The 12,610-nt window shown below is 31.6% G+C and carries 13 protein-coding genes; 2 read left to right on the top strand and 11 right to left on the bottom strand.

Annotation, left to right across the window (positions count from 1 at the left end; translation table 11 throughout):
- Positions 1-70 precede the first annotated feature (70 nt).
- Genes dxs through FBF10_RS00595 form a run of 11 tightly spaced genes read right to left on the bottom strand, consistent with a single transcriptional unit; the run spans position 71 to position 11,815 of the window.
- Positions 71-1,918, bottom strand: coding sequence for a 1-deoxy-D-xylulose-5-phosphate synthase (gene dxs, locus FBF10_RS00545; RefSeq protein WP_002908762.1), 1,848 nt, complete (start codon positions 1,916-1,918; stop codon positions 71-73).
- Complete coding sequence (gene fliH, locus FBF10_RS00550) at positions 1,911-2,741, bottom strand: flagellar assembly protein FliH (RefSeq protein ID WP_002858748.1); 831 nt, start codon at positions 2,739-2,741, stop codon at positions 1,911-1,913. Before fliH ends, dxs begins: the two co-directional genes overlap by 8 nt.
- Before the next feature lie 7 nt (positions 2,742-2,748).
- The gene (fliG, locus tag FBF10_RS00555; protein WP_004308364.1) at positions 2,749-3,777 is read right to left on the bottom strand and encodes a flagellar motor switch protein FliG; all 1,029 of its coding nucleotides are present in this window, start codon (positions 3,775-3,777) and stop codon (positions 2,749-2,751) included.
- On the bottom strand, positions 3,777-5,459 hold the full coding sequence (gene fliF / locus FBF10_RS00560) for a flagellar basal-body MS-ring/collar protein FliF (RefSeq protein WP_002859425.1): 1,683 nt from the start codon (positions 5,457-5,459) through the stop codon (positions 3,777-3,779). The genes fliG and fliF overlap by 1 nt, the downstream gene beginning before the upstream one ends.
- A 51-nt stretch (positions 5,460-5,510) precedes the next feature.
- Positions 5,511-6,605, bottom strand: coding sequence for a histidinol-phosphate transaminase (gene hisC / locus FBF10_RS00565; RefSeq protein WP_002868177.1), 1,095 nt, complete (start codon positions 6,603-6,605; stop codon positions 5,511-5,513).
- Positions 6,595-7,668 carry a prephenate dehydratase gene (gene pheA / locus FBF10_RS00570; protein ID WP_002858741.1) on the bottom strand — a complete coding sequence of 358 codons (1,074 nt, stop codon included), beginning with the start codon at positions 7,666-7,668 and terminating at the stop codon, positions 6,595-6,597. Before pheA ends, hisC begins: the two co-directional genes overlap by 11 nt.
- Complete coding sequence (locus tag FBF10_RS00575; protein ID WP_020246859.1) at positions 7,656-8,423, bottom strand: HAD-IIA family hydrolase; 768 nt, start codon at positions 8,421-8,423, stop codon at positions 7,656-7,658. The genes pheA and FBF10_RS00575 overlap by 13 nt, the downstream gene beginning before the upstream one ends.
- Before the next feature lies 1 nt (position 8,424).
- A complete protein-coding gene (lysA, locus tag FBF10_RS00580) occupies positions 8,425-9,633 on the bottom strand; it encodes a diaminopimelate decarboxylase (RefSeq protein WP_002860313.1) in 1,209 nt (402 codons plus the stop codon).
- A gap of 43 nt (positions 9,634-9,676) precedes the next feature.
- Positions 9,677-10,735 carry an LptF/LptG family permease gene (locus tag FBF10_RS00585; RefSeq protein WP_002860314.1) on the bottom strand — a complete coding sequence of 353 codons (1,059 nt, stop codon included), beginning with the start codon at positions 10,733-10,735 and terminating at the stop codon, positions 9,677-9,679.
- 1 nt (position 10,736) lies between these two features.
- Positions 10,737-11,282, bottom strand: a complete 546-nt coding sequence (gene pth, locus FBF10_RS00590) for an aminoacyl-tRNA hydrolase (protein WP_002857525.1) — start codon at positions 11,280-11,282, stop codon at positions 10,737-10,739.
- A complete protein-coding gene (locus tag FBF10_RS00595) occupies positions 11,279-11,815 on the bottom strand; it encodes a 50S ribosomal protein L25/general stress protein Ctc (protein ID WP_002791314.1) in 537 nt (178 codons plus the stop codon). The genes pth and FBF10_RS00595 overlap by 4 nt, the downstream gene beginning before the upstream one ends.
- Before the next feature lie 133 nt (positions 11,816-11,948).
- Here FBF10_RS00595 and FBF10_RS00600 point away from each other — a divergent pair, with 133 nt between their 5' ends.
- Positions 11,949-12,287: a multidrug efflux SMR transporter gene (locus FBF10_RS00600; protein WP_002783219.1), complete on the top strand. Its 339-nt coding sequence runs from the start codon at positions 11,949-11,951 to the stop codon at positions 12,285-12,287.
- A gap of 2 nt (positions 12,288-12,289) precedes the next feature.
- Positions 12,290-12,604 carry a multidrug efflux SMR transporter gene (locus FBF10_RS00605; RefSeq protein WP_004308370.1) on the top strand — a complete coding sequence of 105 codons (315 nt, stop codon included), beginning with the start codon at positions 12,290-12,292 and terminating at the stop codon, positions 12,602-12,604.
- Positions 12,605-12,610 lie beyond the last annotated feature (6 nt).

The following is a 12,610-nucleotide window of genomic DNA, read 5'->3' on the forward strand; positions in this document are numbered from 1 at the left end:
CTTTTTTAAGTAAAAATAATAATAAAATTTTTATTAAAAGAAGTTTATATTAAATAATATTTTTTATTATTTAATGATAAAATTTTAAAACTTTCGTCAACAAACTATTGACATCTTTTTCTAGATTTTTTTCCACCTCACTTGTTTTTCCATGTTCAATAAATTTGTCTTCATATTCAAAGCTAACAACTTTTACATGCAAATCATATTTTTGTAAAAAATTATTAATTAAACTTTCTATACCGCCAATTTTAACATTTTCACTAAAAATAAACCAAATTTTACTTTTTTTAGCAAGCTCACACAAAAGCTCTTCATCTAAAGGTTTAGCAAAAATTAAATCAATCAAATTAGCATTATTATTCATTTCTTGCAAGGCTCTTAAGACTTGCCACGCTTTTGCCACACCTTGTCCATAACCTAAAAAAGCAATTTCACTACTATTTTTTACAAGCCATTGCGCCTTGCCAAGTTTTATCTCACAAGGATTAAATTCTTTATCCAAAATAAAACTCCCTCTAGGATAACGAAAAGCAATAGGTCCTTGATGTAAATAAGCATACTCCATTATATTTTGCATCATTTGTTCATCTCTTGGGGCTAAAAGAGTGAAATTTGGCAAAGGAGCTAAAAAACTAAGATCAAAAACACCTTGATGCGTCTCCCCATCTTCGCCTACTATCCCTGCCCTATCCATAGCAAAAACCACATTTAAATTCATAATCGCACAATCATGGATCACTTGATCATAAGCACGCTGCAAAAAAGTGCTATATATTGCAATAAAAGGTTTAAATCCTTCTTTTGCCATAGCGGCCATAGAAGTTACTGCATGCTGTTCTGCAATAGCCACATCCCAAAAACGATTTGGATATTTTTCTATAAGCTTATCAAGACCTGTTCCACTTGGCATAGCCGCCGTAACCCCAACAATATTTTCATATTTTGAGGCTAAATCAAGCAAATTCTTAGAAAAAATTTCAGTAGCAGATTTTTTAGTATCACTTTTTTTAACACTCTCTCCACTATCTATATCAAAAGCTCCCACCCCGTGCCATTTAGCATGTTTTCCTTCAGCTAAAGCATAGCCTTTACCCTTTATAGTTTGAGCATGTATCACACAAGGCTTTTGCATAGCTTTTGCTTGTTTTAATGCAGAAATAATTTCACCTAAATTATGTCCATCAATAGGCCCTATATATTCAAGCCCTAATTCTTCAAACAAAAGCCCAGGAGTAATAAGTTTAAAACTCTCTTCAAAACGCTTAGCCATATAAGTAGCACTATCAGGCAATATATCCAACATTTTAGCAATACGCTTTTTAAAACTTTGATAAAACTGCGTTGCCATAGCCTGAGAAAGATACTTTGAAATTGCTCCAATTGGTTTTGAAATACTCATTTCATTATCATTTAAAAGTATTACGCAAGGAAATTTAGAATCACCCAATTCATTTAAAGCCTCATAGGCCATACCCGCACTTAAAGCACCATCTCCAATCAAAGCAACAGGAATACGCTTTTCACCTTTTAAAGCAATGGCCTTACAAGCACCTACTGCCAAAGAAATAGAGGTGCTAGAATGCCCTGCTACAAAATAATCTCCCTCGCTAGGTTTTGTATAACCACTTAAACCATTGATTTGTCTTAAAGTATCAAATATTTCTTCTTTTCCGCTTAAAAGCTTGTGTGTATAAGACTGATGCGACACATCAAAAATAAAAGGATCTTTTTTTGCATCAAAAACCAAATGCATTGCTATACTAAGTTCTACAGCACCCAAATTTGAACTTAAATGCCCACCATTTTTACTCACAACTTGTATGATTTTTTCACGCATAGATGCTGCTAAATTTTCTAATTCTTTTAAACTTAGCTTTTCTAACTCTTCTTGAGTATGGGCAAATTTTTTACTCATTATTCACCATTTTTTTAATTTTAGTTAGACGAGAGTTAAGATTGGATTCTATATTGCCTGCGTCACTTATAATAACAACACTTCCTTTGCTAATTGCATCATCAAGACTTATTTTAATATGAGCATTCTGATCAAATTGCTCTTTTAAATACTCATAATCCTCTGCATTAACCTTAAGCTCAATTGCACTAGCACCCTTAAGCTCGCCGATTAAATCTTTAGCCAAAGCATAAGCTATCTTACTTGAATTTAGTTCAAGTTCTTTTAAGATTACTTCTTTAGCGATATCTATAGCAGTATCTGCTAATTCTTTCTCATTTTTTTCTATGAAATTTTCAAGATTTTCGCAAGCATTATCAAGTTTGGCTATACTTTTTAAATACTTATCTTTAAAATCACTCAATTCCTTTTGAAATTCTTCTTTTGCTTTCTCATAACCCTCTTTGGTAAATTTTTCTTTAGCATTTTCAAGTTCTGAATTTAAGCGGTTATTAAATTCATTCTCTTGGCTTTCTATTTGCATTTGAAGTTTAATAATATTGCTTGACATTTCATCTGTTTTTTTAAGTAAATCTTCAACAAAGCTTGGTTGAAATGTTGGAATTTGAGTTTCCATAACAGCTTGTGTAGAGGCAATGACTTGATTTTCTTCGACTGGTTTTTCGTCATTTAAAGATATATTAGTATTTTCTTCATCTGGAGTTTGAGTATGTTTTTTTTCACCTGTATGATTATCAAATTCTGAAATAACTTTAAAACGATATCCTTCAACAACATGCTGATCAGAAGCCCCACCAGAAATTACATTGCTACGATTAACCATCTCTCACCTACTCTATCATTTCATCCGCATCGCCTGTTTGAACAAGACCTTGTTCTGCAAGTTTTTGCACCACTTCAACAACCTTTCTTTGTGCATCTTCAACATCTTTAACACGCACAGCACCCAAAAAACCCATTTCTTCAAGAAAAGCTTCGCTTGCACGCGTAGACATATTGGCTAAGAATTTTTGCTTTAACTCTTCACTTGCACCTTTTAAACCTATCATTAAATCACGCTTATCGGCTACTTTTAAAATTTCTCTTATAGCCTGAGCGCTAAGTTTTTGTATATCATCGAAAGTAAACATAAGCTCTTTAATAGTCTCTGCTAAGCGTTCATCACTTTGTTCAATATAAGTAATGGTTGATTTGCTTGCTTTTTGACCCAAACGATTAAGCACTTCTGCTACTGCTCTTGGGCCGCCCACTTCAACCTTATAAGAGGTAAGACTTTCAAGCTTGCTTTCTAGCACTGCAGAAACTCTTTTAATAATACTTGGAGAAATATCGCCAAGATTTGCCATTCTTATAACCACCTCAGCCCTTAATTCATCGCTAAAATACTCTAAAGTTTCTGCCGCATGAATAGAATCCATGTGTGCCAAAATAAGAGCGATGGTTTGTGGGTGCTCTTTGGTAATAAAGTCTGCAAGTTGCTGTGGTTTAATTTGCGCCAAATAAGCAAAATTTTGATTATTCTCCATACTTTTAGTGAGTTTTTCAAGAATTTTATTTGCAATCTCTGGTCCAAAAGTACGAAAAAGTATTTCTTTAGCATATTCTAAACCACCACTTTTAATATATTGATTTGATTGAAGCAGAGTGTAAAATTCTTCTAAAACTGCAGTAGCTACAGATCTATCAACATTTTTAGCCATAGCAATATAACGTGAAATTTCTGTGATTACATCAATTTCCATATGTGAAAACACAGAAGTGGTTGCATCTTCGCCAAGTTGTATAAGAAATATCGCTACCTTCTCAGGCATCGATAAATCATCATAGACCATTTTTTGTTCTTCACTTAGCTTTATCATCACATATCCTTTTCGCCAAATTCGCTATCATTTTGAATTAAGTTTTGCAAAAGTGCTGCAATTTCCTCACCTTTATCACTTACCAAACCACGCAATTTTTCAAGCAAAACCTCATACTGGATAGAATCTTCATTGAAGTTATCCCCAAAACCAAGTTGTTCTTCAACTTTTTTCCTTGCTGCATTAAATTTCTCTAAAGCATCTTCAGCATCATCTAAAACAGCATTTGGACCTTGCTGCATTTCCTCTTGTGCTGCGACATCTTCAAGCATTTTTTGAGTAAATGGAGCAATAACTTTTTTGTAAAAAATAAAAAGTAAAATCGCTGCAATAAAGTATTTAACCGGCGGAATAAATGGCTCAACAAAACGATTGTAAAAAGTTTTAACTTTACTCTCAACTCTAATCGACTCACGATGAAATGGTAAATTTTGCACCACAACGCTATCACCTCTAGTAGCGCTAAAATTAATAGTATTTTTAACTATACTCTCAACACTTGCAAGCTCTTCTTTAGTCAATGGGACATATTCGCTTTTTACATCCCCATTTTCATCAACCACATCTTGATATTTTCCATCTATAGTAACAGCTGCTGAAGTGCGTAAAACTGTTGCAAATTGTTTTTTGGTATTTGTGATAGTTTTAGAAAGTTCATTATTTGTAGTAACTTGATTTTTTTTATAAGTGTCAATTTGACCCTTATTGTCAAGTCCTTCAACAGGACCTATATTAGAAACAGCACCTGGAACACCCTGAATTTCTGGATCTTTTCTACCTGTTCTTTCCTCGTTTAAAGTTTGCTCACTACGCACTATAGGATTTGGATCATAAATTTCACTTTGAGATTCTTGCTTGGAAAAATCAAAATCTATATTTACACTCACTTTTACTTTATCCATGCCACCTGCAAAAGGAGCTAAATTTTCTATAATCTTATCTTCTAAAGCTTTTTCTTGATCACTTTTAAATTTAATTTGCGCACGAACCAAGTCATCTTCATATGCTTCTTGCTCATCTAAAGGCACACCACTTTGATCACTAATCTTAACATTTTCTTTAGTAAGTTTTGGAACTGCCGCTGAAACAATATTTTTTATACCATCAATTTGTTTTCTAGTAAGCTTTAAGCCTTCGCGAACATTAACAACAACTGAAGCTGTAGGCGGAATTTGCCTTTCGGTAAAAACACTATCTTTAGGAAATGCTATGTGTACAACAGCGCTACGAATAGGTTCTAAAGTCTCAATAGTTCTTGCAAGTTCGCCTTCTATGGCTCTTTGGTATTTTACCTTTTGCTCTTCATTTGTAGCTCCAAAAGCTTGAGTATCAAAAGCTTCAAAACCCACGCGACTATCTTTTATAAGACCTTCGCTTGCAATAAACATTCTTTGACGATAAACCTGATCTTGTGGAACTAAAATTTTATTTTCACTTTCTAATTTATAGGGAATATTATTTTGTTCAAGTTTAGCTACAATTGCAGCAGAAGAACTTGGGCTTACATTTTCAACTAAAACTGCATATCCATTATTTGCATTACTACCACTTCCACGAAATAAAGCTAAAAAAACCAAAAACCCAACCACTACTATAATAGATGCAGCAATCACTATACGCTGCTTGCGAGTTAAATTTTGATAAAGTTGCCCAATTTGATGAAGCATATTTTTAAAATCCATTAATTCTCATCCCTTAGTTTAGCGAATTTTACATATTTTTATTTGATTTATCTATCTTAAAATCTTATCAAATTCTGTAAAAAATTTTTCATTTTCATAAGATGTTCCTATAGTAATGCGTATAGCATTTAAACCATAGCTTTTTAAATTTCTTATTATTATACCCTTTTTAAGCAATTTTTCAGACAAATCTGTACTATTTTTTTCATCAAAAAAATAAGTGATGAAATTTGTATAACTATCGATAATTTTGATATTATGTTTTTTAGCAAATTCTTTATAAAGCTCCATTTGAGAAAAATTATTCTCTAAAGTTTTTTCAGTAAATTCATCATCATTTATTGCTGCAACTGCTGCTTTTAAAGCAAGATTGCTCACATTAAAAGGAGCACGAAGCTTGTAAAATGCACTAATAATATTAGCATTAGCTATGCCATAACCAATGCGTAAGCCTCCTAATCCATAAAGTTTAGAAAAAGTTCCTAAATAAAGTACATTGTCAAATTCTTTAATCAATTCACAAGGTTCTAAATGTTTTTTGCTATCTTTAAAACTTGCAAATTCATTATAAGCTGCATCAATCACAACTAAACAATCCTCATTTACACCTTTAATAAACTCGGTCGCCTCACTTGCATCCAAACACTCGCCTAAAGGATTGTTTGGTAAGCATAAAAAAATAAGTTTAATTTCATCTTTGTGCGTTTCATAAAGTTTTTTAAACTCATCTAAATTATGAGTAATACTTTGAGTTTTATAACACTTTGCACCACATTGTTTGGCATAAATTTCATACATAGCAAAGGTAACTCCAGCTTGCAAAAAAGCATTTTTAGAATTTAACTTAGAATGTATAGCAAATTCAATCACTTGATCACTGCCTGCACCGATAATGATATTTTCATTTTGAACTTTGTATTTTTGAGCCAATGTGCTTTTAAGTTCTATCATACTATCATCAGGGTAAAGATGGGCTTTGTTTGCATTTTGTCTTAAACATTCTATAGCTTTTGGTGGCGTGCCAAAAGGATTTTCATTGCTTGCTAATTTTATCACTTCTTTAACACCATATTCTTTAGCAATAACTTCTATATCTTTGCCGGGTTCATAATTGCTTAAATTATTTAAAAATTCATTAAATTTCATCTTTTTCTCCTGATAAATAAGATCCAAGCCAAACAATCTCTTGTATATCTTTTAAGGCTTTTTTTACATTTTCATCATCAATATGCCCTTCAAAATCTATATAAAAACTGTGTAAAAATTCTTTTGATTTTACAGGGCGAGATTCAAGCTTAGTAAGATTGATATTTTCTTTTTTAAACTGCTCTAATAAAAAGCTAAGTCCCCCAGGTTTATGTGCTGTGTGTGCTAAAATAGAAGTTTTACAATTTGGCATTTTAGGATTTTTAATATCGCTTAAAATTAAAAATCTTGTTTTATTGGCTGCATTATCTTCTATTTTATCAAAAAGTACAGGCACATTATAAAGCTTAGCCGCTATTCTAGAACAAATTGCTGCCGCATATTTATCTTGCGAAGCTAGGTAAGCTGCATTAGCTGTAGATTTTGAAGGAACAAATTCTATAGCACTAAGTTCATGACTTTCTAAAAATTTACGACATTGATTATAACCTTGCGGATGCGAATAAATGCGTTTGATTTCTTTTAAATTTTCATTAATTCCTACAAAAGAATGATGAATATCCATATAAATTTCGCCAAAAATTTTAAGCTCATTATACTTACCTAGACAATCTAAAGTAATGCCCACTGCACCTTCGGTATTATTTTCTATAGGTACAACACCGTATTTTGCTTCTTTGTTGCTTAACTCTTTAAAAACATCTTCGATATTGGCCAAGGCTATATAACGACTCATCGCACCAAAACGACTTCTTGCTGCTTGATGTGTATAAGTTCCTTCAGGCCCTAAATAAGCTATAGTTTGAGGCATTTCTAAATTTCTTGAAACTGCAAAAATTTCTTGATAAATTGCCTCTATGGCATTTTGATCTAAAAGTCCTAAATTTGCATTTTTTAAACGATTGATAATGGCTCTTTCACGCTCAGGACGATAAATACTTCCCCCACTACTTTGCTTAAGCTCACCTATACTTTTAACATAAGTCATTCTTTCATTTAAAAGATCTAAAATTTTATCATCAACCGCATCGATTTTATTTCTAAATTCTTCTAAATTTGGCATTTTAGATCCTTTAAAAACTCAAAAACACTAGGATAAACTCCATCAAGCAAATCCGTATCAAGCCCTTTTGTGTCGCTTATCTTGCCGCTTAAAACTAGCAAGGTTTTCATGCCAAGTTCTTTTGCCTTAAGCAAGTCACCCCTAAAATCATCACTAATGATTTTAATATCTTCAAAATCGATTTTTGAATTTTGTCTTCTTATTAAATTTAAAGCTTCTTTATAAAAAGCAATGCTAGGCTTACCCACAACCTCGTATTCAAAATCAATAGCATTTTTAAGCATAGCCATAATGCTACCTACACCAGGATAAGGCCTACCATCTTTTTTATAAATACTAGTTTCGTGCATAGCTATAAATCTAACTTCTCTTCTAGCCAATTCTATCATAGTGGCAAAATCTTTAAATTTAAAATCATCATAACTAGCCACAAGCACAGCACTAGGATTTACAAAATCGAGCTCAAAACCAAGATTTTCAAGACCTTTTACAAACTCATCTGCACCAAAAGCCGCAACTTTACAAGGTCTTAAAAGGTGTTTTAAAACGCTGAAAGGATCAATATAAGCATTTTCTTTTATAGCCAATCCTTTTTGCTGTAATTTTTCTAAAAAATCAAGTTTTTTTGTATTGTTAGTGATGATAAGATAAGGAAGATTTTTTGCATTTAAAAAATCGATCAGTTCTTTAGCACCATGGATTAAAGATTTATCATGATCAGAAATTAAAGTCCCTTGAACATCTAAAAAAAACATTTTAAGCCTTTAAAAATTTCTCTTCTAAAGCGATTTGATCTTCAAAATTTTCTCTTTGACGGATCAATCTTACCTGTCCTTCTTCAAGGGCTAATTCGCAAACTTTATTACGAGTATTGTAATTACTACTCATGCTAAAACCATAAGCTCCAGTATTTTTAATAACCATTATATCATCACTTTGAGTGCTAGGCAAAGACCTTGCTTTAGCAAAAAAGTCCCCACTCTCACAAATTCCACCTACAACATCACATAAACTCTCTTCGCCTTGATTATAAGGTAAGATTATTTCATGATAAGCCTCGTATAAACTTGGGCGTATAAGATCATTCATCGCTCCATCTACTACAACAAAACGCTTGGTTTTATTTTGTTTTTCATAAAGTACTGAACAAACAAATTCTCCACTTTTAGCAACTAGATACCTTCCAGGCTCCATTCCTATAGTTAAATCAAGCCCATGAAGTTGTGCTAATATACCTTGTGCATAATCATAAAGATCAGATTCACACTCATCTTTTTCATAAGCCACACCCAAACCACCGCCTATATCAAAAAATTTAAGATCGATTTGCAAGGCTTTTAACTCTCTTACAAGTTTTGCAACGATGCCTGCTGCTTCATGAATGGGAGAAATATCTAAAAGTTGCGAACCTATATGAAAATGCACTCCAACGGGCTCTAAAAAAGATGAATTTTTTGCATAAAGATACATTTTTCTTGCTATATCAATTTCGACACCAAATTTATTTTCATTTAATCCTGTAGAAATATAAGGATGAGTTTTTGCATCAACATTTGGATTAACACGAATACTGATTCTTGCCTTTAGATTAAGTTCTTTAGCCACACTTTCTAAAAGCATCATTTCAGCTTCGCTTTCAAGGTTAATATATAAAATATCATATTCTAAAGCTTGTCTTAACTCTTCTTTGGTTTTTCCTACTCCACTAAAAATAATCTTATAAGCTTTTGCTCCTGCTTTTAAGGCACGCTTTACCTCGCCTATACTCACACAATCAAATCCACTATCTAAATTTGCAAGCATTTGCAACAAACTTAAATTTGAATTAGCTTTTACAGCGTAAAAAATTTGAGATTTTCTAGCCTTAAAAGCCTCTTTGAGATTTAAAAAACGCTCTTTTATGAAATCAAAATTGTAAATATAAAAAGGGGTATTAAATTCTTGTTTTAATTGTTTATAATCCATATTTAACCTTTAATTTTTATAATTTTACTACACAAAGCTTAATTTATCGATGCTTATAATACATATAAGCACTTAAACAACCCAAAATTATAATAGGCACTACAATGCCAATTTCACTTGCAATCACACTATTTTCGCTTAATCTAGTAAGCAAAAACAAGACTCCCCAAATCATCAAAGTCACTACAAAAGCTACAAAAGTTACAATAGCAAGATTAAAAAATCTTGCTATTACAGGAAAAAAATAATACATAATAAGCATTAAAAATGGTGCAAAAAAAGGAGTAAAAACAAATTTATAAAGATTGATTTTAAGAGTATCTGTATTGACATTTTGTGCCTTAAAAAGCTCAAAACTTTCAAGTGCATCAGATATTGAATAATCACTATTACTAGCAACCCCTTCTATAATCTTTGGTTTAAAACCCTCAAGCGATTTAAGCTCGGAGAAATCTTGTATCTTTAAACCATCATTAGCAAGTTCATAATTTTTAGGTAATAATGTAATATTACCATCTCGCAAAATCCAGCTTTCACCTTCAAAATGGGCATTTTTAGCACTTACAAAAGAGCTTAAATTTAAATCATTAATATTAAAAATTTTTATATTTTGAGCACTATTTTGTCCATTGTTTATCTTTGAAATATAAACAAAATTATTGTTAAATTTCAAAAACACTTCTCCACTTTGATTCATAATAGTGCCATTTTTTAAAATATTTCTCTTATAATCATTTGCATAAGCAAAAGAAGTAAAATTCAATCCTATATAAATACAACAAAAAAATAAAGCCCATAAAAAAGGAAATAAAATAACATAATTTCTACTCAGTCCTAACGCATAAAGACTTACAAATTCATTTGCTCTGATCATAGAAATCAAAGAAACTACCAAAGCAAAAATCAAAGAAATGGGTAATACATAAGGCACTGCCGAAAAAGATAAAAACATAACATAAAGCAAATCAAGATTTGCGGCTTTTGGTAGATCTTTAAAATTTAAGAGTAAATCAATACCGCAATAAAAACCAAGTAAAGAAAAAAATATAATAAAAAAATTTTTTAAATAAATCCCTGAAATAAAACGAAAAAATATCCACATCTTAAGCCTTTAGGCTGTATTTGGATGATATAGCAGACAAATCATCATTTTCAATAAGCTCAAGCAAAGCTTTTTTTGTATGCTCTAAAACTTTGCTTAAAGTTATTTCTTCTTCGGATTTAAATTTACCTAAAACATGGGAAATCACATTTTCACCCTTTCCCACTCCTATACGCACTCTTTCATAGTCATTTCCACATAAAGTATCTATGCTTTTAAGCCCATTATGTCCACCACTTGAACCGCCTTTTTTAAAGCGCAAGGCTCCTAAATTTATATCTATATCATCATGGATAACTATCATTCTTTCGCATTTATAAAAATCATTCACTGCTTTTACGCTAAGTCCTGAATTATTCATATAAGTACTAGGTTTAAGAAGAAGTAAAGAAGAACCTATTTTAAAAAGCTCTCCTTTAAATTTAGAGTTTGTAAGATTTGTAAAATTGCTTTCTTTTAAAAGTAAGTCAATTAGCATAAAACCGACATTATGACGGGTATTTTCATACTCTACGCCTATATTGCCAAGCCCTACGACTAAAATCATCTAGCTTTTTCTACACCTACAACCGCTACTCTATCAGCATCAATCATAGTTACTCCCGCAGGAACTACAATATCACGAACAAGTAAAGCATCACCCACATCAAGTTTACTTACATCAAGTTCGAAGAAATTTGGTAAATTTTCAGCTGCACATTTTACTTTTAATCTTCTTTTTGATTGGATTAAAACACCTTTATTTTTAAGACCTATAGCTGTTCCTGTGATTTTAACTGGAACCATGTATTTAGAAATCACACCTTTTTGTGCAACTTTTAAATCCACATGTTTAAGTTCTGCAGTTACAGGATCTTTTTGATAATCTACAACTACAACGCTTAAAGTTTGAGAACCTACTTTTACATCAAAAATTAAAGTAGTTTTTTTACGAACTTCCTTAATAAACTCATTTACTTTAAAAGCGGCATTGATGTTTTCTAATCCTTTTCCATAGATGTTTGCGATTAGATAACCATCTCTTTTTAAAGCTTTAGCAGCTTTTCTACCGATACTCTCTCTAACGATGCCTTCTAACATCTTTTGTCCTTTCTTAAAAAATGAGCTTTGATTATATCTAATTTTGGCTTATGGAAAAGTAAATTTATAGCTTCTTTTAATTTCTTTAAGATATAATTTGTTTTACAAATATTATGTTAATTTAAGGCTTCATGTGAATGAAAAATTCAATATTAATATAGCTTGGTTTTTAATAATCTTAGGTGGAATTATAGAATGCTTTTGGGTAAGTGGACTTAAATATTCTACAGAAATTTGGCAGTATATTTTAACAGCCATTGGGGTTTGTATTTCTTTTACTTGCTTTTTAAAAGCTTGTGAAAGACTTGAAGTAAGTATTACTTATAGTGTTTTTGTAGGCATTGGCACTATTGGGGTGGTTTTAAATGAAATGTTTATTTTTAACGAAGCTGTTTCTATAATTAAACTTGTGCTTATAGCAATTTTACTTTTAAGTATTATAGCCCTTAAATGGGTAAGCAAGGAAGCTTAAATATGGAATGGTTTTATTTGTTTTTAGCTACTGCTTGTGAAATTTTTGGCGTGGTGATCATGAAAGAACTTGTAAGCACTAAAAATAAGCTTTACCTTTTAGCTTTGATGGTGTGTTTTGGATTTTCTTTTACTTTTTTAAGCTTAAGTATGCAAAATATCGCTATGAGTGTTGCTTATGCTATATGGACAGGAGCTGGAACCGCTGGTGGGGTAATGATAGGAGTGCTTTTTTATAAAGAAAGTAAAAGTTTTTTGAAACTTTTTTTAATCGCTGTGATTATTACCTGTACAGCGGGTTTAAAATTTCTTTCTTGAGGATTT

This window comes from Campylobacter sp. CFSAN093249 (assembly GCF_011067895.1).
Taxonomy (GTDB): domain Bacteria; phylum Campylobacterota; class Campylobacteria; order Campylobacterales; family Campylobacteraceae; genus Campylobacter_D; species Campylobacter_D jejuni.